The sequence below is a fragment of the Streptomyces sp. NPDC046557 genome, assembly GCF_040645975.1.
GTDB lineage: Bacteria > Actinomycetota > Actinomycetes > Streptomycetales > Streptomycetaceae > Streptomyces.
Window position 1 is genome coordinate 104,660 of the sequence record NZ_JBEYZH010000003.1, and the last position, 21,560, is coordinate 126,219.

Consider the following 21,560-nt stretch of genomic DNA (forward strand, 5'->3'; position numbering starts at 1 on the left):
AGCAGACGCCGCATGACGCACCCCGGTGCGTGCGAAGGCCCCGGTGGCCGGCCTCCCCAGGCCGGCCACCGGGGCCTTCGACTTTTTCCCATCCCACTGGGTTCAGTGGCCCCGCGCCCGAAGCGGAGCCCGCTCGCGCGCCCGCCCCGGGGGCGGCCGCGCGCCGTCACAGCGGTCGTCACAACCGTCGCGCCGTCACAGCCGTTGGATGATCGTGCCGGTCGCCAGCGCGCCTCCCGCGCACATGGTGATCAGCGCGAACTCCTTGTCCCGCCGTTCCAGCTCGTGCAGCGCGGTGGTGATCAACCGGGCGCCGGTGGCGCCGACGGGGTGGCCGATCGCGATGCCGCCCCCGTTGACGTTGACCTTCTCCAGGTCCTGGTCGAAGACCTGGGCCCAGCTGAGGACGACCGAGGCGAACGCCTCGTTGATCTCGACGAGGTCGATGTCGCGCAGGGACATCCCGGCCTTGCCGAGGACGGCCCGCGTCGCGTCGATCGGCCCGTCCAGGTGGTAGTGGGGGTCCGCTCCGACCAGCGTCTGGGCGACGATCCTGGCCCGCGGCTTGAGCTTGAGGGCGCGGGCCATCTTCCGCGAGGCCCACATCACGGCCGCGGCGCCGTCGGATATCTGCGAGGAGTTCCCGGCGGTGTGGACGGCGGTCGGCATGACCGGCTTGAGTCGGGCCAGCGCCTCCATGGAGGTGTCCCGCAGCCCCTCGTCCCGGTCGACCAACCGCCACATGCCCTGCCCGGCCGCCTGCTCCGCCTCGGTGGTCGGCACCTGCACGGCGAAGGTCTCGCGCTTGAAGCGCTCCTCGGCCCAGGCGACCGCGGCCCGCTCCTGGGACAGCAGGCCGAGCCGGTCGACGTCCTCGCGCGTCAGGCCCCGGCGGCGGGCGATCCGCTCGGCGGCCTCGAACTGGTTGGGGAGGTCGACGTTCCACTCGTCGGGGAAGGGCTTGCCGGGGCCGTGCTTGGAGCCCGAGCCGAGCGGGACGCGGCTCATGGCCTCGACGCCGCAGGCGATGCCGATGTCCATGACCCCGCCGGAGATCATGTTGGCGACCATGTGGTTGGCCTGTTGTGAGCTGCCGCACTGGCAGTCGACGGTGGTGGCGGCCGTCTCGTACGGAAGGCCCATGGCCAGCCAGGCGTTGCGGGCCGGGTTCATCGACTGCTCGCCGGCGTGGGTGACGGTGCCGCCGACGATCTGTTCGACGCAGTCGGGCTGGATCGCGGTCCGGGCCAGCAGTTCGCGGTACGTCTCGCCGAGCAGGTAGGCGGGGTGGAGGTTGGCGAGCGAGCCCCCGCGCTTTCCGATGGGGGTGCGTACGGCTTCGACGATGACGGGTTCCGCGGCCATGAGCTCGTCCTCTCCTGCACGGTGCCGGCGCGGCGGGCCGTCCCGGCGCCCCGCCCGAACTAGTACGCGTTCTATTTCTCTGCGCAGTCTTATGACCCGGGGGCCCGGCACGCAAGGGTCTTGCACGCGGCTTGCACGGATTCCACACTCAACAGTCGGCGCCGCGACCCTTGTCACTTCTAGAACTCGTTACTACCTTCGAGCCATCTCTGATGCACCATCAGATCGATTCTGGAGTCGCCCGATGTCGTGTCCCGCGCTGCCCGAAGGCTTCGACGCCACCGACCCCGACCTCCTCCACGACCGGGTCCCGCTCCCCGAGTTCGCGCGGCTGCGGCAGACGGCGCCCGTCTGGTGGTGCGCCCAGCGGCGGGGCGTGACCGGTTTTGACGACGAGGGGTACTGGGCCGTCACCCGGCACGCGGACGTCAAGTACGTCTCCACGCACCCCGAGCTGTTCTCCTCGACGCTCAACACGGCGATCATCCGCTTCAACGAACACATCCCGCGTGATGCCATTGATGCCCAGCGCCTCATCATGCTGAACATGGACCCGCCGGAACACACGCGGGTACGCCAGATCGTGCAGCGCGGTTTCACACCGCGGGCGATCCGCGGCCTGGAACAGGCCCTGCGCCAGCGGGCGCGGACGATCGTCGAGGAGGCGCTGACCGCCTCCGCCGACGGCAGCTTCGACTTCGTCACCCAGGTCGCCTGCGAACTGCCCCTCCAGGCCATCGCCGAGCTGATCGGCGTGCCACAGGAGGACCGCTCGCGCATCTTCGACTGGTCGAACAAGATGATCGCCTACGACGACCCGGAGTACGCGATCACCGAGGAGGTCGGCGCCAACGCGGCGATGGAACTCATCGGCTACGCCATGAACCTCTCCGCCGCCCGCAAGGAGTGCCCGGCCAAGGACATCGTGACCCAGTTGGTGGCCGCCGAGGGTCAGGGCAACCTGGGCTCCGACGAGTTCGGCTTCTTCGTGCTGCTGCTGGCGGTCGCGGGCAACGAGACCACGCGCAACGCCATCAGCCACGGCATGCACGCCTTCCTCACCCATCCCGAGCAGTGGGAGCTCTACAAGGCGACCCGCCCCTCCACCACGGCGGAGGAGATCGTGCGCTGGGCCACCCCGGTGGTGTCCTTCCAGCGCACCGCCACCCAGGACACCGAACTGGGCGGCCAGAAGATCAAGGCCGGTGACCGGGTGGGTCTGTTCTACTCCTCCGCCAACCACGACCCCGAGGTGTTCGAGAACCCGGACGTCTTCGACATCACCCGCGACCCCAACCCGCACCTCGGGTTCGGCGGCGGCGGCCCGCACTTCTGCCTCGGCAAGTCCCTCGCCGTCATGGAGATCGACCTCATCTTCAACGCGCTCGCCGACACCCTGCCCGATCTGCGTCTCGCCGCGCAGGGCCCGCGCCGGCTGCGCGCCGCCTGGCTCAACGGCATCAAGGAGCTCCGGGTCGGCCACGGCCGCGCCTGACACCGCGCTCTACCGGTTCGTGACCTGCGAAACCGTTGTCCTGGCGGCGCCGGGGCAGCACACTGCGCGGATGAACCTTCAGGAGGAACGCGGGGCCGCCGACGCGGTGGAGGCCCGCTGGCAGCGCATGCCCTTGACGTGGCGGCTGGTACGGGACCGGGCCGAGTCCAAGACGCTGAGCCAGGGCGTTCTGTCGCTGCTGGCGGCTGCCTCCGCCGAGCCGGGGCTGCGCCGGCTGTACCCGTTCACCAAACAGTGGACCTTGTGGTTCAGCTCCCGTACCAGCCCGCCGTTCAACGTGGACGTGCCGGCGGTCGAGCCGCTGCCCGACGGCCGGTTCCGGGTGCGCGGCCCGCGTGCGGCGCAGCTCCTCGGCGAGACCGACACCGCCGAGGCGGCCATCGCGCTGGTGGTGGCCCATCTCCCGCCGGACGGGCGGCAGTAGGGCGTCCCGACTGGCAGGGCCGGCCCGCGGCCCCATCCTGGACGGACGCGGCGATCCACGAAGGGGTGCCGGAACGGCCCGATCGCCGCTCCGGCACCCCTTCGGTCCGCGCGCCCACCGCCTGCCCGTACCCGCGTACGCCGGCGCCGCGGTCAGGCGCTGGTGCGCTCCCCCGAGGGGCTCGCGCTGCCCACCCGCTCCGGCGTGCGCGGACGCGGCATCGTCAGGCCCACCTCGGCCGGCGCCGACGCGCCGCGCGGCCCGGACAGTACGTAGACCAGCCCGAACCCGGCGCCGACGACGAGGGCGCCGCCCACCGCGTCGAGCACCCAGTGGTTGGCGGTGGCGACGATCGCGCACACCGTGATCAGCGGGTGCAGCGCGCCCAGCAGCTTCTGCCAGGTCTTGGGCGCGAGCACGATGATGACGATCCCGCACCACAGCGACCAGCCGAAGTGCAGGGAGGGCATCGCCGCGTACTGGTTGGAGATGGCGGTCATCGCCCCGTACTGGGGGTGCGCCAGGTCCTGCACGCCGTGCACCGTGTCGACGAACCCGAGGTCGGGCATCAGGCGCGGCGGCGCGAGCGGGAACAGCCAGAAGCCGACGAGCGCGAGGACCGTGGCCAGGCCGAGCGAGGCGCGCGCCCAGCGGTAGTCGCCGGGGCGGCGCCAGTACAGGACGGCCAGGATGGTCAGCGGGACCACGAAGTGGAAGGACGTGTAATAGAAGTTGAAGAACGCCTTCACCGGGGGCGCGTTGACGACGGCGTGGTTCACGGCGTGCTCGATGTCGATGCCGAGCGCCTCCTCCGCGCCGTGGATGAGGCTGCCGTTGCTCTCGGCGAGGCTGCGGCTGGTGGGTGCGGCGGCGCGGATGTGCGAGTACAGCGAGTACCCCACCCGTATCAGCAGCAGCTCCAGCAACAGGTTGGGGCGCGACAGGACGCGCCGCCAGAACGGCGTCAACGGCACGCGTGACCAGCGGGCGGCCGCAGGGCGCCCGTAGGCCGTCGGGACGGGGTCGCGCCAGTACGGGGACGACCGCGGCAGGAACGGTACGGCGCAGGCCGCGGCCAGCGCTGTCAGCAGCAGCACGTTGTCGCGTACGGGGGCCAGCGCGGCGAGGTTCGGCAGCAGCACGTCGGCGGACAGCGTCATGGCCAGGACCACGGCGACCGGCCACACGGTGCGGTCGGCGGCCCGCTTGCCGACCTTGCCGGCGACCGCGAGCAGCACCCACAGCAGTTGGTGGCGCCAGCCGGCCGGGGAGACGGCGACCGCCACGCAGCCGGTGATCGCGGCGGCGAGCAGCAGTTGCCCGTCGCGGGCGTAGCGGGCCGCGCGGCGCAGGCCGATCCAGGTGACGGCGGCGGCGAGGGCGGCGTAGAGGACGATCTCGCCGGGACCGCTCAGGCCGAGCCGCAGCAGCGCGCCGTGCAGGGACTGGTTGGCGAGGCCGTCGGGGGCTCCGCCGAGGCCGGTGCCCGCGACGTCGCGCACCCAGTACGTCCACGAGTCGCGCGGCAGGGACGCCCAGGACAGCGCGGTCGCGCCGGCGAAGGTCACGGCGGCGGCCCGGGCCCCGGCGCGGCGGCCGGTGAGCCACAGCAACGGCGCGAACAGCAGCAGCCCGGGCTGCAGCGCGGCGGCGAGGCCGACGAGGAACCCGGCGGGGCGCTCGGCGGGCACCCGGAAGACGGCGAGCAGCACCAGCAGGACCGGCAGCACCGCGGTCTGCCCGGGCGAGGCGGCCTCGCGGACGGGCAGCGAGACCATCATCAGCGCGACCAGGACGGGCGCGGCCAAGAGCGCGGTGCGGCGCGGTACGGGGTCGGCCAGCGCGCGAGCGGCCACCAGTCCGATCGCGGCGACGAACAGGAGGGTGACGCAGGTCCACGCCACCTCCAGCGAGGGCGCCGCGAAACCGACGAACGGCTTGAGGACGAGCCCGGCGAAGGGCGTGCCGGTGAACTGGCCGGAACCGCTGTCGTAGAGCGAGCCGGGCAGACTGCCGGGGAGGTGGAAGGCGCTGAGCCACTGCCCGGGCGGGACGCGCAGCACGACGGCGGCCTGTCTGACGGCGAGCACCGCCGCCAGCGCCCACAGCAAGAGGCGCGCCGCCCCGAGCCTTCCGCCATCGCCTATGACCCCGGCATGTCCGGGTCCACCCCTGTGCTCCGCCGCGTTAGCCACGCCTCGCCGGCCTCCCGCCCTGTTGACCGCAACCCCGACTTCGCCTGGCTGCCGCGCTTCATGCACCACTTGATTACCTGGGGACGACGATATCCCGCGCGCGATCCCTAGGATGGCGGGCATGAGCATCGTGAAGATCAACGCGCTGACCGTTCCCGCCGAACAGCGGGAGGTGCTGGAGCGGCGTTTCGCCTCGCGGGCGGGGGCCGTGGAGGGTTCGGACGGGTTCGAGTGGTTCGAGTTGCTGCGTCCGGTGGAGGGCACGGACCAGTACCTCGTCTACACGCGGTGGCGTTCGGAGGAGGACTTCCAGGCGTGGATGGAGGGCCCGATGAAGGCGGCACACCAGGGTGGCGCCGGCGGTGCGGGCGGGGAGCGGCCGAAGCCCGCGGCGTCGGGGTCGTCGGTGTGGTCGTTCGAGGTCGTGCAGCAGGCGGCGCCCAAGCCGCAGGGCTGAGCCCCACGCTCCGGCGGCCGGCGGGTGACGGCCGCCGGGGCGCCTCTCGATGAGACGAGCGGGTTCAGCCCCAGAAGGTGTTCTCCTCGTCGATGTCCTGGGTGCACTGGTCCATGTCGCTGACCTTGCCGCCGACGATGGTGAAGAAGATGCCCTGGTGGATCTCGATCCCGCGGTCGGCCCGGTCGGCGCGGGTGGTGTGGAAGGCCATCGCGTGGCCGCGGCCGTCGACGAGCACGGAGTGCAGCTCGACCCGCATGGTGCCGTCGGTCTCCTTGGCGAAGGCCCGGTAGAGGTCGAGGACGGCTTGGCGGCCCTTGTGGTGTCCGGAGAGCGGGTTGTCGCCGGGCATGTGGTGGATGACGTCGGCCGTCAGGAGGGAGCCGAGCGTCTCCATGTCGCCCTTGTTGAAGGCCTCGTAGCCACGGCGGACCAAGGCCGCGTCAGGGTGTTCGGACATGGCGCCCACATCCTCTTTATCGAAGCGATTTACCCCTTTTCACATCATCGGTCCGTCCCTGTGGATATTCCAACGCGGCCATCCGGCAGCCGCCCCAGAATGACTCCATGACCAGCGAACAGATCACCGCCGAGGGCACCTGGACGGTCGCCCCCGAACCGTTCACCTCTCCCGACGCCACCGCCCTGCGGCGCGCCTACTACGCCGAGGTCGCCGGCCGGTACTGGCGCAGGCCCGTCAGCGAGGCCGAGATCGACGAGGGTCTGCGTGACGACCCGGCCGACGGGCTCGCCGCGCCGACGGGCTGTTTCGTGGTCGGCCGGTACGACGGCCGGCCCCTGTCCTGCGGCGGCATACGCCTCCTCGACGCGACGACCGCCGAGCTCACGAGGGTGTACGTCGACCCCCGCGCCCGGGGTACCGGCGGCGGGGCGGCCCTCCTGGGGGCTCTTGAGGACGCGGCTCGGGACCTGGGGGCGGAGCGCGTCCGCCTGGACACCCGTTCCGATCTGGTGGAGGCCCGCCGCTTGTACGCGCGCCAGGGTTACGCGGAGATACCCGCCTACAACTCCGGCCCGTACGCGGAGCACTGGTTCGAGAAGCGGATCCCGGCCGCCCTGCCCGGCTGACCGCTGCTCCCGCCGGGGACGGGTCGGCACCACGCCGGCGCCGGGCGCGATCGGGCCGGTCAGTGGTTGGAGTGGTCGCGGCGCGGGGAGGTGTCGTAGGGCTCCTCGGAGTCGGAGCCGCAGAGTTCGTCGTTGAGTTCCTTGAGCAGGTCGGCCAAGTCGGTCGGCCGGTCGGGGCCCCACCAATCACCGAGCAGCTCGGCGAGGGACTCCTGGCGGGCGCGGGACAGCCTGGCCGCCGCCTCGCGGCCGGGTTCGGTCAGGACCAGCGGCAGGCCGTCGCGGACGGCGAGCCCGCGCTCCTCGATCTGACGGGCCGCCTCCGTGATGGTCTTGATGGGCACGGTGGTGCGTTCCGCGAGCATCGCGGGCTCCACCGATCCGTACCTGTTGATCCGCAACAGCATCCAGCTCGCGGCGGGCAGCAGATCGAAGCCGGCCTTCGCGGTGATCTTCTCGTAGACGTGGCGGCGGCCCTCGCGGCTCCCGAGCACCGACAGCGCCCGGGCCACCTCGTCTCGGGATGAGCGCTCGACGGGGTTGGTGGCGAGGGTCTCGCTCGCGTCCGGTGCGGTGACCGAACCGCGCAGCTTGTCCTCCTTGAGGAACCAGGCGACGACGAAGGCGACGAGGACCACGGGCACGGCGTAGAGGAACACGTCGGTGATCGCGGACGAGTAGGCGTCGAGCACGCGTGGCCGCAGATCGGAGGGCAGCATCGCGATCGCCCGCGGGTCGGCCTCCAGGCCGTTCACGCTCACCCCGGGCGGCAGGGGCACCCCGGTGAGGGTGGCGGAGAGTTTGTCGCCCAGCAGACTGTTGAAGATCGTGCCGAAGATGGCCACGCCGAAGGAGGCGCCGATGGAGCGGAAGAAGGTGGCACCCGAGGTCGCGACGCCCAGGTCCTCGTAGCGGACCGAGTTCTGCACCACCAGGACCAACACCTGCATGACCAGGCCTAGGCCGGCGCCGAAGACGAAGAAGTAGACGCTCATGACCAGGTCGGAACTGGTGCGCTCCAACTGGTGCAGGAGCAGCAGCCCGACGGTGGTGACGGCGGTGCCCGCGATCGGGAAGACCTTCCAGCGGCCGGTGCGGCTGACGACCTGGCCGGAGGCGGTGGAGGAGATCAGCAGACCGAACACCATCGGCAGCATATGGACGCCGGACAACGTCGGTGAGACGCCCCGGACGACCTGGAGGAAGGTCGGCAGGTAGACCATCGCCCCGAACATCGCGAAACCGATGACGAAGCTGATCACCGAGCAGAGGGTGAAGGTGCGGATCTTGAACAGTCCCAGCGGCAGGACGGGTTCGGCGGCCCGCCGTTCCACGGCGATGAAGGCGACGAGCAGCACGGCGCCCAGCACCAGGAGACCGATGATCTGAGCCGAGCCCCATGCCCAGGTGGTGCCGCCGAGCGAGGCGACGAGCACGAGGCAGGTGGCGACGGAGGCGATGAGGAAGGTGCCGAGGTAGTCGATGGTGTGCTTCGAGGAGCGCCTCGGGATGTGCAGTGCGGCCGCGATGACCACGAGCGCGACGAGACCGATGGGGAGGTTGATGTAGAAGACCCAGCGCCAGGACAGGTGGTCCACGAACAGGCCGCCCAGCAGCGGGCCGAGGACGCTGGTGGCGCCGAAGACCGCACCGAAGAGGCCCTGGTACTTGCCGCGTTCGCGGGGTGTGACGATGTCGCCGACGATCGCCATGGACAGCACCATCAGCCCGCCGCCGCCCAGGCCTTGCAGGGCCCGGAAGGCGATGAGCTGCGGCATGTTCTGGGCCAGCCCGCACAGTGCCGACCCGATGAGGAAGATGACGATGGCGCCCTGGTACAGCTTCTTGCGTCCGTACTGGTCACCGAGCTTGCCCCACAGCGGAGTGGCGGCGGTGGAGGCGAGCATATAGGCGGTGACGACCCAGGACAGGTGCTCCATGCCGCCGAGCTCGCTGACGATGGTCGGCAGGGCGGTGGAGACGATGGTCTGGTCGAGCGCCGCGAGGAGCAGGCCGAGGAGCAGCGCGCCGATGGCGACGAGCACCTCCCGGGAGGTGTGCTCCGAGCCCGGGCGGGGGCCCACGGCCGACGTGGTCACTTCCTGTGCCATCGGCTCCTCCGTACGTGTCGGGCCCCTCGGGCGTCGGGAAGGCCGGCCGTCGGTCGCGCGGACGGCTCGTCTCCCTCGTCGAGCCCCCTCGGGCGGGATCAACATCTCCATCCTGAGCGGTGTGTCCGGTTATGGCCTCTCGGGAGGTTGGGTGCGGCCTGGCGGGTCTGCATAATCGCTGGCATTGGCCAGGGAGGGTTTCCAGTGAGCGCTGAGCGCTGTCCAGATTGCGGCGCCCCGGGCGCCGGCTGCGGGTGTGCTCCGACGGCGGGTTTCGACCCCCTGCGCATCCGTCCGTACGTCAGCCTGTCCGAAACCGGCCAGGCGGGTGACACCGGGCCGTCCCCACAGCCGGTCCTGGGCGCGGTGGCACGGCCCGGCGCGCCCGCCGACGTCGACACCGACGCGACGCAGCTGCTGCCCCCGGTCCCGCCCGCCCCCGATGCGAGCCAGGACACCCCGGCGTACGGCACCCCCGTAGCTCCGGCGGCGCAGCCCTGGCCGGACCACACGGTCCCCCTCCGCGCGGTCCCGGCGCCGGGACCGGGGCCAGGGCCGGGACCGTGGCCGGGCACTATGAACGTCACAGCGGGAGGGGAGGGTGGGGGCGGGGGTCCCGAGAAGCGGCGAAAGCTGCCCCTGCTACTCGCCGGCGCCGCCGCCGTCGTCGCCCTCGGCGGTGTGGCGGTGGCGGTCGGCGTGTCCGGCGGTTCCGGGTCGGGTGAGGCGACGCTCCTCGACGCCAAGCCTTCGGCTCCGGCGGTGGGCATAGCCCCGGCCGGTCCGTCGCAGGGTCCGTCCAGCGCGCCGGCCGGCCCGTCCGCTTCGGCGTCCGCCTCGGCTTCGCCGTCGCCCAGCGCATCCCGTTCGGCGTCGCCGTCCGCGTCGCCGGGCGCGTCCCGTTCCTCGACGGCCCCGTCGCGCACCCCTTCGCCGACCCCGAGCCGTACCAGCGCCGCGCCGCCGCCTCCGCCTGCCGCCCAGGGTCCGACCCTGCGCTACGGCGATTCCGGCCCGGAGGTGAAGAAGCTCCAGCAACTCCTGGCCGGGCAGGGCCTCTTTCGCGGTAGGCCGGACGGCAAGTTCGGCAAGTCCACGGAAGACGCCGTGTCGGAGTTCCAGTGGTACAACGACATCACCGCGGACCCCTGGGGCGTCTACGGCCCCGCGACCCGCAAGGCCCTGGAAGGCTGAGCCGCCTGCCCCGCCGGAGGCGGAGTCCCGCGACCGGTGTGCACCACTCCCGGGCGGAGGCGGAGTCCCGCGACCGGTGCACCGCTCCCGGGCGGAGGCGAGCTCCGCGATGTCCGCGTCCGTGAACCCATGGCGCACCGACCGGCCGCCGGTATCGGAAGGGCCCGTGGTACTCCGCTCCGCCGAACGCGCGGCCACGAATCGGAATCGGCGGCGATCACCTCGTCGCGCGCGGTGGTCTCGACCCCGCTCCCGGCTGCCTCGAAGTCGGCCGCCGGCCGGTTGGACGCGTCCGTGCCGCGGGCGGGAGCACGTACGGGGCCGCGAAGTCCGACGGCTGCTCCGCCCGCTCCGGAAGGCGGGCGCGACGGTGGCGGCCGGGAGACCGCCTGCCGATTCACGATCGCCCCGGCGCCTTCCGGCGCTGCGCCGGAAGCGACCACGGCGTCCCTCGCCTCACCCACACGGCGCCCAGCCCCTCGTCGCGCACCGACGCGCCTACGGCTCGACTGCGCGCCGTGTCCGTGGTGGCGCGAACCCGTCCCGGTTTTGTATAGTGAAGGAACAAAGTGGTTCCGTCCACATCCCCTGACCGGTGGACGGAACCACTTGTTCTCTTTTATCCCCGTGTCTGGAGCCCCGCCGATGTCGGCCAGCACCACCGCCCGTACCACCGTCGTCCTCACCGCCAAGGCCCTGCTCCTGGATATGGACGGCACACTCGTCAACTCCGACGCGGTGGTCGAGCGGTGCTGGCGCGAGTGGGCGGTGGCCCACGGCCTCGACCCGCAGGAGGCGCTCAAGGTCGTGCACGGCCGCCAGGGGTACGCCACGATGGCGATCCTGTTGCCCGAGCGCCCGATGGAGCAGAACCACGCCGAGAACGCCGAGATGCTCGCCCGCGAGACGGCCGACACCGGCGGCGTGGTGCCGATCGAGGGGGCCCCGGAGTTCATGGCGGCGATCGCCGACCTGCCGCACGCCCTGGTCACCTCCGCCGATGCCACTCTGGCCGGCGCCCGCATGACGGCGGCCGGGCTGCCGATGCCGCGCGTACGGGTGACCGCCGAGTCGGTCGGCGCGAGCAAGCCCGACCCCGAGGGGTTCCTGAAGGGCGCCGCCGAACTGGGGGTAGACCCGGCCGACTGCATCGTGTTCGAGGACTCCGCCGCCGGTATCGCCGCAGGTCAGGCCGCCGATATGCGTGTGGTCGGCATCGGCCCGCGCGCGGCCGCGCACACTCCGACCGCCCTCGTCCCCGACCTGCGGTCGGTGCGCGTCGACTCCACACCGGACGGAATCCTCCGGCTCACGCTCACCACTCCTGCCTGACCTCACCGGCCCGGCGCGACGTCATAGCCCGTCCGGCCGGCCGGGCGGGCGTGACGCCACGGCGTGGGGCCAGGACAGCCACCCGCACAGCCCGGACCCGGCGCCACCACGCGCGTGCCGGCGCCCCTACGCACAGGCCCGCACGCACGGACGCCCGCACGAGCACGCACCGCACGCGCCCGCGCCGCCTCAGCCCACGATCGCCTCGTACAGCGAGAACCCGGCCAACGCCGCCATCACGGCCGCCGCCACCTTGGTGATCAGCCTCAGCGGCACGTACTTCATGAGCGTGCGCCCGCCCAGGATGCCGATGCCGGCGACCGCCCACAGGGCGAGCACGGCTCCGACGCCGACCGAGACGGGGTTGTCGTACCGGGCGGCGAGGTTCGCGGTCATGATCTGGGTCAGGTCACCGAACTCCGCCACCAGGATCAGCATGAAGCCGGCTCCCGACACCCTCCAAAAGGACTGGTCGGCGGGCGGCTTGACCTCTTCCTCGTCGTCACCCTTCTTCCACAGCAGCATGGCCGCACCCGCGAGGAAGAGGACGCCCACGACGGCTTGTACCAGTCGGTGCGGGAGCAGTGTGAGCACGCTGCCGGCCGCGATGGCGAGCCCGACGTGCAGGGCGAAGGCGGCGGCGACGCCCGCGAAGACGTAGGACGCGCGGTAGCGGGTGCCGAGCATCAGTCCGGCCAGGGCCGTCTTGTCGGGGAGTTCGGCGAGGAAGACGACGCCGAAGGCGATCGCCGTGACGCTGAAGCTGAACACGGGGGCAGAACCTCAATCGGTCGGGCAGGACGCCGTCGGCACCGAGAGACCTGGGATGTATCGGGGTCGCTTCGGCTCGGCGGCACCCCGGATAGGTTGCCACGCGAAGTGCGTGGCGCCAGGACACTGCGGCCGAAGGTCTCGCTGGCCGACCGCCGACGCGGTCTGCCTCCGGGCGCCGGCTGGTTTGACCCAGCAGTATGTCGACGGTCCGGCGAAGAGCTACTCCCCTTCTGCTCCTCCAGGGTACGCGATGCCCGCCGACGGGTGCGGCGTCCGGAATGTGACGTTGACCCCACCCCGCCCGGCTGTTTCGGGCACCATCCCAAGTCCCCTGCGAAGCAGGCGCCTTGGACGCCTTGATGTGACGTGCTCATGTCTGCACGCTGTCACCTGGCGCCCACCCGTCGGACACCTGGCGCCGCCACCATGGCCGCGACCCGCCGGGGTCGCACGGCCCCCGCCCCCCGCATCAAGGAGCCCCCATGGCGCTCATACCTTCCGTCTACGCGCGTCGAACCGGCCGGATCGGCGTTCTCTCCTCGGCCGCCGCGCTCGCCGCCCTCACCTCGCTCGTCTGCGCGCCCGCGGCCCAGGCGGCCCCGCCCGCACCCATCAGCGCCGCGGCGGCCCGCTCGTACCTGGCCACGGTGACCCCGGTGGCGGAAGGTTCCCTCAGCGGCTACAGCCGCACCCTCTTCCCGCACTGGAGCACGGTCTCCGGCACCTGCGACACCCGGGAGACCGTCCTCAAGCGCGACGGCTCGGGGGTGGTCGTCTCCTCCTCTTGCGCGGCGGTCAGCGGAAGCTGGTACTCCGAGTACGACGGCGCCACCTGGACCGCCGCCTCCGACGTCGACATCGACCACGTGGTACCGCTCGCGGAAGCGTGGCGCTCGGGCGCCTCGTCCTGGACCACCGCCAAGCGCCAACAGTTCGCGAACGACCTCACCCGGCCGCAACTCATCGCGGTCACCGACAACGTCAACCAGTCCAAGGGCGACCAGGACCCCGGCACGTGGCTCCCGCCGCGGACCGCCTACCGCTGTACGTACGCCCGGATGTGGGTCGGCGTGAAGCAGTACTGGGGTCTGAGCATGAACTCGGGCGAGAAGACGGCCCTGGTCGACATCCTCAACGGCTGCTGACAGCGGCCCCACCACATCCCCCGCATCCCCGTCGCCCTCCCCCAGCGCCGTCCCCGGTCACCCCCCGTCGCCCGGAAGCGGACGGCGATCTTTCTCCCCCACCAGGGGGAGGTCAGGCGCCCCCTCCACCCCGTACCGTGATCGAAGGGGATGCGAAGGAGGGGGAGTTCGATGGCCGGACTGCGTCTGGGGCCGCTGCTGCGTTACGTCGACTGGGACCGCGGCGCCTGCGCCACGGTGTGGGTCGAGACCGACCGCCCGTGCACCGCGGAGGTGCGGTGTGCGGACGGCGCCGCCGGGAGCGTGCGCACGTTCCAGATAGCCGGCCACCACTACGCGTTGGTCCCGGTGACGGGCCTGACCCCGGGGACGACCACGACGTACGAGGTGCTGCTCGACGGCGTCCGCGTGTGGCCGCTGTCCGGCAGCGGGTTCCCGTCGAGCACCATCACCATGCCCGCCGTCACCGGCCCCGGCCGGGCGGCGCCGGAGCTGCGGTTGACGTTCGGGTCCTGCCGGCAGGCGGCGCCACCGGCCGGCCGGCGCGGGCCGCACGGACCCGACGCGCTCGACACCCTCGCGGCGCGGCTGGCCGCCGAACCGGAGGCGGTTCGGCCGGATGTGCTGCTCCTGCTGGGCGATCAGGTGTACGCCGACCAGTTGTCGCGGGAGACCCGGCGGTGGCTCGCGGCCCGTCGGGACCTGCGGGAGGCTCCGGGTGCCCAGGTCGCGGACTACGAGGAGTACACCCGGCTCTACTACGAGTCCTGGCTGGACCCGGAGATCCGCTGGCTGCTGTCCACGGTGCCCAGCCTGCAGATATTCGATGACCACGATGTCGTGGACGACTGGAACACCAGCGAGGCATGGCTGGCGGGGATGCGGGCGACGCCTTGGTGGCGGGAGCGGGTGCTCAGCGGGCTGATGTCGTACTGGGTGTACCAGCACCTCGGCAATCTCTCGCCCGCCGAGCTCGCGGCCGACGAGTTGTACGGGGCGGTACGGGCCTCCCCGGACGGTACGGAGGCATTGCGCGCCTTCGCCGCTCGCGCGGACGCGGATCCCGGTTCGGTGCGGTGGAGCTATCGGCGGGACTTCGGCCGTTCGCGCCTGCTGATGGTGGACACCCGGGCGGCTCGGGTGCTGGCCGAGGACGGGCGGGCGATGCTGGATCCGGCGGAGCACCAATGGCTCCGGGAGAACGCCCTGGCCGGGCACGGGGGTTACGACCATCTGCTGATCGGGTCGTCGCTGCCGTGGCTGATGCCGCCGCTGATCCATGACGCGGAGGTGTGGAACGCGGCGCTGTGCCGTGGGGAGCGGGGGCCGCGGTGGGCGCGGATCGGGGAGGACCTGCGTCGGCGCGCGGATCTGGAGCACTGGGCGGCGTTCCCGGGCTCGTTCGCGGCGTTGAGTGATCTGATCGAGGAGGTGGGGACGGGTCCGAGGGCTCCGGCGAGCGTCATGGTCCTGTCCGGGGACGTGCATCACGCGTATGTTGCCGAGCCCCGAATACCGAGCACGTCGCGGGTGTTCCAGTTGACCTGCTCGCCGGTCCACAACTCGATCCACCTGGCGGTGAAATGGGGCTTTCGTCTGGGGTGGTCCCGGGTGGGGCGGTGGCTGGGGCGGGCCTTCTCCCGGCACGGTCGCACGGGCCGACCGCCGTTGAGTTGGCGGCGTACGGGCGGACCGTGGTTCGGCAACCAGCTGATGACGCTGGCGTTGGCGGGGCGGACGGCGCGGCTCTGGCTGGACCAGGCCCGTTCGGGCGGCTCGGGGGCCCGGCTGGTGACGGTGCTGGAGCGGCGGCTCACCGAACCGGAGTAACGCGTACGGCCGGACCGGGGCAAAGTGGCCGGCGGTGGTGTGACCGGGCTTGGGCGCTGGTGTCGGCGGCCGGGTGTGGCGTGCTGTGCGCGGAGGCTGACGGACCGGCTGCCCCGGGGCTCGGGGGTGGTGGCGTCGGGCGTACGCTGTATGGCTGTCAGCCGCCCCTGCCGCTCCCCGCGACGACGCGGCGCTTCGGACTGGGGAGTCCCGCTTTGCTTGAGACTCTGGGTTCGCTGACCACGACCCCCTGGATCTATGTCGTGGTGGCGGTGTCCGTCGTGCTGGACGTGTTCGTGCCGGTGTTGCCGAGCGGTGTCCTGGTGATCACGTCGGCCGCCGCCGCGGCGGCGGCCGGGGCCGCGGGTTCGCCGACGCCGGTGCCGGCGCGGGTGCCGGACATCATGGCGCTGCTGGTGATCGCGACGACGGCTTCGGTGCTGGGTGACATGGCCGCGTTCCGGCTGGCCCGGCGCGGTGGTGCCCGGCTGGACCGGGCGATCGCCCGCTCGCGCCGGTTGACCCGGGCCCACGAGCGGTTGGGCGTGGCGCTGGCGCGTGGCGGCGGGGCTCTGGTGGTGATCGCCCGCTTCGCGCCGGCGGGTCGTTCGGTGGTGTCGCTGGGTGCGGGCAAGACGCAGCGGGAGGTGCGGGAGTTCCTGCCGTGGTCGGTGCTGGCGGGCATGGCGTGGGCCGGCTACAGCGTCGCGTTGGGATACTTCGGCACGCAGTGGCTGGGTGCGGCCTGGCTGGGTACGGCGGTGTCCGTCATCGCCTTGTTCGCGGCGGGCTCCCTCGCGGTGTTCCTGCTGCGCCGTCCGGTCCCGTCGGCGGCCCCGGCGGCGTAGGGCGTCTCCTTCGGACGGCACTCGCAGCGGATTCGTACGGCTCTCCTGCCGCGCTCGCACGACCCTCCCGTGGGGCCGGATGTAGGCCGGTCGGGGCAGTCGGTCACCCGTTCACCCGGCTGAGATCGCCGGGTGCGGGGCGGGCTCCTAGCGTCCTGGGCAGGGAGCGCGACCGCATTCCGCGTCATGCCCGTGTCCTGGCCGCGCCGTTCGAGGAGCCCGAGGAGTTCACTCCATGCCCGCTACCCGTAAGCGGTACCGCCTGACGGGGGCCGCTGCCGCGGCGCTGGTCGTCACCGCCGTCATGCCCGCGACCCTCGCCCACGCCAACGCGTCCGCGTCCGTATCACCCGGTGTCGCCGCCCCTGGAAGCCGGGTCAACCTCAGTGTGACGGGCTGCGGCGCCCGGACCGCGAGGGCGTCCTCGCCCGCGTTCGGGGACGTGCAGTTGGCGCCCGGCAACGCCCAGGCCACCCGACTGTCCGGCAGTGCCATCGTCTTCGGCAGCGTCGCCACCGGTTCGCACCCCGTCACGTTCGAGTGTGGGGGAACCGGTGGCGAGCGGGTCACGGTGACGTTGACCGTCGGGCTCGGCGCCGCCCGTGGCGGGCTGGGCGGCAGCGTGGACTCGATGAGTACGGGTCCGGTCGCCATCGGCGGCGCGCTCGTGGCGGGCGCGCTGGGCGCGGGGCTGTGGGTGCTGCGCCGGCGCAGGGAGCCGCACGTCTGACGGTCTACGACACGCCTGCCGGTCTCCGGTACCGGGTCTGCTCACCGGATCCATTCACCGGATCCGGTCACCGGGCCTGGGCGACCGGCTCCCGGCCCCGTACGTGCACGCCGTCGAGGAGCGCCGCCGTCGCTTCGGCGATGGCGTCCACGGCGGCGTCGAAGACCTCCCGGTTGTGTGCGGCGGGCGCCCGGAACCCGGACACCTTGCGCACGTACTGGAGGGCGGCGGCGCGGATCTCCTCCTCCGTGGCCTTCTCGGGGATGGCGGGCGGGCGCAGGGTCTTAATGGAACGGCACATATCTCCACTATGGCTCCGCTACCCGGCGGCTCGGCCCCGCTCCGGCAGTTCGGCACCGGACAGTTTCATGATCAGTCCGGCCTGGAGCCGTCCGCGCAGCTCGGGATCGGCGACCTCGTCCAGCAGCCGGACCGCTTGCGCCATCGACTCCGCCGACCGGCGGTCGTCGCGCAGCGAGGCCGTCTGCCCGGCCATGTGGCGCAGCGCGACGTCGGCCCTGCGGTGGAAGAGCTGCCCGATGAGGGTGACGACGAGTCCGACGGAGCTGGTGACGACCCCGAGGTACAGGTCGCCGCTGCTCTCGGCCTTCCACACCGCCAGCGCCACCCCGCCCAGGAGGATCACCGCCCCGGCGCCGGCGAAGCGCTGGCTGGTCAGGAAGCTGCTGCGGGCCTGGGTGAGGCCGTAGGCGTAGTACTCGACGAGGAGGGTCGTGAAGTCGTCCTCCGACCCCGTGGGCCGGTGACCGGGATGCGGCACACCACCGACGTCGGCGTACTTCGGATCGCCCGCCTCCGCCCCGGGCCCCGGCAGCAGTGCCAGCAACCGCTCCCGTTCGGCCTGCCGCCGCCGCTCGAACGCCTGCCCGGCCCGCCGCTCCAGCACGACGTACGCCGCCCCGGCGACGAGCACCGCGACCAACCCGCCCAGCCCCGCACCCCACTCCCCCATCCCCCGACCTTCCCACGCCCCACCCCCACCGCCAAGACCCCGGAGCGGATGCGCGGGGCGTGCGCCCGTGCCCTTCGCCCTGCTCCCGCCGGAGCTGCGGCTGGTCATCGTGGCGTACGCGTGCTCGATGGAGCGGGGCGTCATGCGCGCCGAATGGAGCTCGGCCGAACTACGCCGCGAGGACCGCTACCTCGTTTGGCACCACCACGAACCGCTGATCCCCGTCGCGGGCCATCGGGCCGCGTGAGGGTGACGTCGATTCAGCGGCCGGCGCGGAGGGCCTCCAGGATGTGGGGCCAGGCGGCTTCGCCGAGGAGCGCGTCGGCTTCGGGTGTCCCTCCGTACAGGAAGCGGGGCGACGCCGGTGCGGGGCCCTCACCGGGGAGGCGTGGCCGGTGGCCGGCGTCGTGGCGGGTGATGAGACGCACGGGAGCGCCGGCCGCGCGCCGCCGCCGGGCGAGGTCTTCGGCGAACGGGAGCGACGGCCACATCGCGTCGTCCCCGCCCGCGACCAGCAGCAGGTCGGCTCCGGCCGCCTCCACCGGGATCTCGGCCGGCGCCAACAGGTGGGCGTAGGTCCGCTCGCTGCGTTCGTACCATCCGCGGATGGCGACCGGGCCCGTGCCCGGCTCCGTGGGCGTCCAGGCGTCGTCCATCGGGACGAAGGGCAGCGGCCGCCCCCGCCAGGTCCAGGAGGAACGGTACGGATGGTGGGCTCCGTCGAGGCCGGGGCCGACGTTGCACCACACCCGGGAGGTGGGCGACAGCGCGATGACGACATCGACGCGCGGGTCGTGCACCGCCGTGAGCGTTGCCGCCTCGGCCCCCTTGGAACTGCCGAGGATCCCGATGCGTCGCGACCCGCCCCGCCGGAGGTGGTCGACACCGGCGGTGAAGGTCTCCAAGGGGACCTCACAGATCCCCGGAGGCTGTCCCGGCCCGCCGAACCAGCGGATCGCCAAGGCCGTGAAACCCTGCCGGGCGAGGATCCGCGCCCGCTCCCGCTCGATGCGCCCACTGGACCCGGCCAGCACCAGAACGCCGACCTCCCCACCCCGCACGGGAGCCACGACCACGCCTTCCCAGGGCTCCGTCACCTCACGCTCGACGACCTCCACGCGCCGCCCCGTCCCCGTCGGATCCGGATGCCGAAGGCCCCCCGCCATGATCGGCGGGGGGCCTTCGTGCTGGTGGGCGCGGACGGTTTCGAACCGCCGACATCTGCTTTGTAAGAGCAGCGCTCTACCCCTGAGCTACGCACCCGTGGACGAGTGGACAGAGTACATGGAGGGCGCACCCCCGGCGCAAACGCGTTCCCGTAGGGGAGAATGGAGCGGGGCATGGCGGACGCGGTACGGGAGAGGGATTGTGGCAACGGCATCCCGGCGGTGGTTCGGTGGGCGGGACGAGAGCCGGCGGGCGGATGCGCAGGCGGCGAAGGATGCCGCCGCGGCCGCGTTCTACGAGTTGGACACGGCGCAGCGGGATCTGCGGATCTCGATGGAGACCATCGCGGCGGCGGACGGGTCGCCCGCCGCGCGGCAGGCGGCCGAGGGGTTCGTCGCGCTCGGGCAGCGCATCGACCAGGTCAGCCAGGTGTACATCGAGGCCGTCGACGCGCACGACCTGGACCGTGTCGATCTGGAGGGCTCGGTCGCCGCGCAGGCCCGGCAGCAGTTGACGCGGGCGCGGGACGAGCTCGTACGGGTCAAGGGTGAGCTGGACCGGTTCCAGCAGGGGTTGCAGCCGCTGCTGGACAAGGCGGAGACGCAGTTGGCCCGGGTCGCGCCGGCCCGGGAACGGGCGAAGGCGGCGTTGCTGGCGGCGAGTGACGCGCTGGACGGGGTCCGCGCGAAGGGGATGCGGGCCGACGACCTGGCGGCGCGCCTCGCCGCGCTCGGGCCGGAGCTGACCAAGCTGAACCAGGGTGCGGCCCGGCACGGGGTGCAGGAGACGGTCCAGCGCGCCGACCGAATCCTGCGCGACGCGGAGGCGGTACGGGCCGAGGCGGCCCGGTTGCCGGAGCGGGCGGCGGAGGTCGACCGGCGGCTGGTGAGCCTGCGGACCCGCGCGCAGGCGTTGCGCAATCGGGCGGACCGGGTGGATCCGGTGCTCAGCGAGTTGCGCCGGCGGTTCAGCGCGGCGTGCTGGCAGGACCTCCAGCACGTGCCCGACCAGGCGGTACGGGAGGTCGCTCGGGCGGAGGAGAAGCTGGCGGAGGCCGGCCGGGCGCGGGACGGCCAGCGCTGGGCCGAGGTCGGGGCGCTGATCGAGGAGGTCCGCGCCGGTCTGGACGCCACCGACGAGGCGGTGTCGGCGGCGCAGGAGCGGCTGACGCGGTTGGAGGCGGTGGCGCGGGACCCCCGAAACGAGGTGCGCCGGACCCGTTTCGCGATCCGCGACGCGCAGCGGCTGGCGATGGAGGGCCGTACGGTGCCCGAACCCCGGCACGCCCGGCCGCTGGACGAGGCGGTGGCGCGGGTGGAGCGGGCGCTGGCCGGCCTGGAGGGGCGCCATCCCGACTACTGGCGGTTCCTCCAGGAGATGGAGGGGGTACGGGCGTCCGTGAACCGGGTGGTGAACGACATCCGCGTGGAGCGCGGCCACGCCTGAGGCCGGGGGTTGTCCCGGCGGGGCACCCGGCGGATGCTGGGAGGGACGTCAGGCAGACGTCAGGCAGAGGAGGCCGTCATGGCCACTCACGCGACTCCGCACGTGCGGCGTCCGGTCGGTGCCCGACTCGACGAGCACCTGCCGGTCGATCACAAGCTCAGCCGGGTGTACCGGGCGGGCGCGGGCCTGACCGGCCTGCTGCTGGTCTTGTTCGGCGTCCTGGGGCTGGTGCACCGGATCGGGTTCTTCGACACGGGCGGCGACACGGTGCTGGCGCTGAACACGAATGGGGCGCTGAGTGTCCTGTCCATCTGCATCGGCGCTCTGCTGTTCTACGGGATGGTGGTGGGCGGGAACTTCGCCTCGACCCTGAACATCGTGCTGGGTCTGCTGTTCATCGCGAGCGGGTTCGTGAACCTCGCGCTGCTGGACACCAGGCTGAACTTCCTCGCGTTCCGCATCCCGAACGTGCTGTTCAGCTTCGTCGTCGGCGTGATGCTGATGTGGTTCGGCATGTACGGGCGGGTCGGTGGCGGGCTGTCGCACGACAACCCGTACTGGCGCGCCCGCCACCCCGACGAGGCGGCGCGGGAGGACCGGGCCGCGGCCAGGCGTGCGCTCGGCACCCGGCGCCCGCCCCATCCGGAGCGGCGGTACGGCTAGCCTGTCCGCATGCCTCGTTACGAATACCGCTGCCGTACCTGTGACGACACCTTCGAGGTGAGCCGTCCGATGGCCGAGTCCTCCGCACCCGCCGACTGCCCGGCCGGTCACGCCGACACCGTCAAGCTGCTCTCCGCGGTCGCCGTCGGCGGATCGGCCCGCGGCGGCCCGGCCGCCGCGCCCGCCCCCGCCATGGGTGGCGGCTGTTGCGGTGGAGGCGGCTGCGGCTGAGGCCCGCAAACACCGGACCGACCACGAACACCGGCCCACGCCCACCGGCGACAACCGTCGGCCCACGACC

General features: G+C 72.5%; 22 protein-coding genes and 1 tRNA gene. 14 read left to right on the forward strand and 9 right to left on the reverse strand.

Going from position 1 to position 21,560, the window contains the following annotated elements; genetic code table 11:
• Nucleotides 1-195 precede the first annotated feature (195 nt).
• Nucleotides 196-1,365: a steroid 3-ketoacyl-CoA thiolase gene (locus ABZ934_RS09255; RefSeq protein WP_361310562.1), complete on the reverse strand. Its 1,170-nt coding sequence runs from the start codon at nucleotides 1,363-1,365 to the stop codon at nucleotides 196-198.
• Nucleotides 1,366-1,609: 244 nt separating this feature from the next.
• On the opposite strand from ABZ934_RS09255, the gene ABZ934_RS09260 reads away from it, so the two are divergent.
• Nucleotides 1,610-2,860: a cytochrome P450 gene (locus ABZ934_RS09260; protein ID WP_361310565.1), complete on the forward strand. Its 1,251-nt coding sequence runs from the start codon at nucleotides 1,610-1,612 to the stop codon at nucleotides 2,858-2,860.
• A gap of 70 nt (nucleotides 2,861-2,930) precedes the next feature.
• The gene (locus ABZ934_RS09265; protein ID WP_361310567.1) at nucleotides 2,931-3,305 is read left to right on the forward strand and encodes a DUF6193 family natural product biosynthesis protein; all 375 of its coding nucleotides are present in this window, start codon (nucleotides 2,931-2,933) and stop codon (nucleotides 3,303-3,305) included.
• A 152-nt stretch (nucleotides 3,306-3,457) separates the two neighbouring features.
• On the opposite strand, the gene ABZ934_RS09270 is transcribed toward ABZ934_RS09265, so the two are convergent.
• The gene (locus ABZ934_RS09270) at nucleotides 3,458-5,416 is read right to left on the reverse strand and encodes a bifunctional glycosyltransferase 87/phosphatase PAP2 family protein (protein ID WP_361310570.1); all 1,959 of its coding nucleotides are present in this window, start codon (nucleotides 5,414-5,416) and stop codon (nucleotides 3,458-3,460) included.
• Nucleotides 5,417-5,621: 205 nt separating this feature from the next.
• Between ABZ934_RS09270 and ABZ934_RS09275 the strand changes: the two genes are divergently transcribed.
• Nucleotides 5,622-5,957 carry an antibiotic biosynthesis monooxygenase gene (locus ABZ934_RS09275; RefSeq protein ID WP_361310573.1) on the forward strand — a complete coding sequence of 112 codons (336 nt, stop codon included), beginning with the start codon at nucleotides 5,622-5,624 and terminating at the stop codon, nucleotides 5,955-5,957.
• A gap of 64 nt (nucleotides 5,958-6,021) precedes the next feature.
• Here the strand turns inward: ABZ934_RS09275 and ABZ934_RS09280 are convergent, their stop codons facing one another.
• A complete protein-coding gene (locus ABZ934_RS09280) occupies nucleotides 6,022-6,417 on the reverse strand; it encodes a nuclear transport factor 2 family protein (RefSeq protein WP_361310575.1) in 396 nt (131 codons plus the stop codon).
• A gap of 107 nt (nucleotides 6,418-6,524) precedes the next feature.
• Here ABZ934_RS09280 and ABZ934_RS09285 point away from each other — a divergent pair, with 107 nt between their 5' ends.
• Nucleotides 6,525-7,046, forward strand: coding sequence for a GNAT family N-acetyltransferase (locus ABZ934_RS09285; protein WP_361310576.1), 522 nt, complete (start codon nucleotides 6,525-6,527; stop codon nucleotides 7,044-7,046).
• A gap of 59 nt (nucleotides 7,047-7,105) precedes the next feature.
• Here the strand turns inward: ABZ934_RS09285 and ABZ934_RS09290 are convergent, their stop codons facing one another.
• Nucleotides 7,106-9,157: an MFS transporter gene (locus tag ABZ934_RS09290; RefSeq protein ID WP_361310578.1), complete on the reverse strand. Its 2,052-nt coding sequence runs from the start codon at nucleotides 9,155-9,157 to the stop codon at nucleotides 7,106-7,108.
• A 204-nt stretch (nucleotides 9,158-9,361) separates the two neighbouring features.
• On the opposite strand from ABZ934_RS09290, the gene ABZ934_RS09295 reads away from it, so the two are divergent.
• Both ABZ934_RS09295 and ABZ934_RS09300 read left to right on the forward strand, forming a co-directional pair.
• Complete coding sequence (locus ABZ934_RS09295) at nucleotides 9,362-10,351, forward strand: peptidoglycan-binding domain-containing protein (RefSeq protein ID WP_361310580.1); 990 nt, start codon at nucleotides 9,362-9,364, stop codon at nucleotides 10,349-10,351.
• Nucleotides 10,352-10,996: 645 nt separating this feature from the next.
• The gene (locus tag ABZ934_RS09300; protein WP_361310583.1) at nucleotides 10,997-11,683 is read left to right on the forward strand and encodes an HAD-IA family hydrolase; all 687 of its coding nucleotides are present in this window, start codon (nucleotides 10,997-10,999) and stop codon (nucleotides 11,681-11,683) included.
• Between the two features lie 189 nt (nucleotides 11,684-11,872).
• On the opposite strand, the gene ABZ934_RS09305 is transcribed toward ABZ934_RS09300, so the two are convergent.
• A complete protein-coding gene (locus ABZ934_RS09305; RefSeq protein WP_361310586.1) occupies nucleotides 11,873-12,454 on the reverse strand; it encodes a TMEM165/GDT1 family protein in 582 nt (193 codons plus the stop codon).
• Between the two features lie 494 nt (nucleotides 12,455-12,948).
• On the opposite strand from ABZ934_RS09305, the gene ABZ934_RS09310 reads away from it, so the two are divergent.
• From ABZ934_RS09310 to ABZ934_RS09325, 4 genes are all read left to right on the forward strand, one after another.
• Nucleotides 12,949-13,602, forward strand: coding sequence for an HNH endonuclease family protein (locus ABZ934_RS09310; protein ID WP_361311345.1), 654 nt, complete (start codon nucleotides 12,949-12,951; stop codon nucleotides 13,600-13,602).
• A 171-nt stretch (nucleotides 13,603-13,773) separates the two neighbouring features.
• The gene (locus tag ABZ934_RS09315; RefSeq protein ID WP_361310588.1) at nucleotides 13,774-15,432 is read left to right on the forward strand and encodes an alkaline phosphatase D family protein; all 1,659 of its coding nucleotides are present in this window, start codon (nucleotides 13,774-13,776) and stop codon (nucleotides 15,430-15,432) included.
• A 215-nt stretch (nucleotides 15,433-15,647) separates the two neighbouring features.
• Nucleotides 15,648-16,280, forward strand: a complete 633-nt coding sequence (locus tag ABZ934_RS09320; RefSeq protein ID WP_361310590.1) for a VTT domain-containing protein — start codon at nucleotides 15,648-15,650, stop codon at nucleotides 16,278-16,280.
• Nucleotides 16,281-16,515: 235 nt separating this feature from the next.
• Nucleotides 16,516-17,010, forward strand: a complete 495-nt coding sequence (locus ABZ934_RS09325; protein ID WP_361310592.1) for a hypothetical protein — start codon at nucleotides 16,516-16,518, stop codon at nucleotides 17,008-17,010.
• A 67-nt stretch (nucleotides 17,011-17,077) separates the two neighbouring features.
• Here the strand turns inward: ABZ934_RS09325 and ABZ934_RS09330 are convergent, their stop codons facing one another.
• Nucleotides 17,078-17,311 carry a DUF2277 domain-containing protein gene (locus tag ABZ934_RS09330; RefSeq protein ID WP_361310594.1) on the reverse strand — a complete coding sequence of 78 codons (234 nt, stop codon included), beginning with the start codon at nucleotides 17,309-17,311 and terminating at the stop codon, nucleotides 17,078-17,080.
• Nucleotides 17,312-17,329: 18 nt separating this feature from the next.
• Nucleotides 17,330-17,983, reverse strand: a complete 654-nt coding sequence (locus tag ABZ934_RS09335; protein WP_361310596.1) for a hypothetical protein — start codon at nucleotides 17,981-17,983, stop codon at nucleotides 17,330-17,332.
• A gap of 67 nt (nucleotides 17,984-18,050) precedes the next feature.
• Between ABZ934_RS09335 and ABZ934_RS09340 the strand changes: the two genes are divergently transcribed.
• Nucleotides 18,051-18,230, forward strand: coding sequence for a hypothetical protein (locus ABZ934_RS09340; protein ID WP_361310598.1), 180 nt, complete (start codon nucleotides 18,051-18,053; stop codon nucleotides 18,228-18,230).
• A gap of 13 nt (nucleotides 18,231-18,243) precedes the next feature.
• Here ABZ934_RS09340 and ABZ934_RS09345 read toward each other — a convergent pair whose 3' ends face one another.
• Both ABZ934_RS09345 and ABZ934_RS09350 read right to left on the reverse strand, forming a co-directional pair.
• Entirely contained in the window at nucleotides 18,244-19,101 is an 858-nt protein-coding gene (locus ABZ934_RS09345; protein WP_361310600.1) for an acyl-CoA thioester hydrolase/BAAT C-terminal domain-containing protein, read from the reverse strand.
• Between the two features lie 70 nt (nucleotides 19,102-19,171).
• Nucleotides 19,172-19,246, reverse strand: a tRNA-Val gene (locus tag ABZ934_RS09350).
• Nucleotides 19,247-19,351: 105 nt separating this feature from the next.
• On the opposite strand from ABZ934_RS09350, the gene ABZ934_RS09355 reads away from it, so the two are divergent.
• The 3 genes from ABZ934_RS09355 to ABZ934_RS09365 all read left to right on the forward strand — a co-directional run bounded on the left by ABZ934_RS09355 (nucleotide 19,352) and on the right by ABZ934_RS09365 (nucleotide 21,490).
• Nucleotides 19,352-20,596, forward strand: a complete 1,245-nt coding sequence (locus tag ABZ934_RS09355; RefSeq protein WP_361310603.1) for a hypothetical protein — start codon at nucleotides 19,352-19,354, stop codon at nucleotides 20,594-20,596.
• Nucleotides 20,597-20,674: 78 nt separating this feature from the next.
• Entirely contained in the window at nucleotides 20,675-21,259 is a 585-nt protein-coding gene (locus tag ABZ934_RS09360; protein ID WP_361310606.1) for a DUF4383 domain-containing protein, read from the forward strand.
• 9 nt (nucleotides 21,260-21,268) lie between these two features.
• Nucleotides 21,269-21,490, forward strand: coding sequence for a zinc ribbon domain-containing protein (locus ABZ934_RS09365; RefSeq protein WP_361310609.1), 222 nt, complete (start codon nucleotides 21,269-21,271; stop codon nucleotides 21,488-21,490).
• The last annotated feature ends 70 nt before the right edge of the window (nucleotides 21,491-21,560 follow it).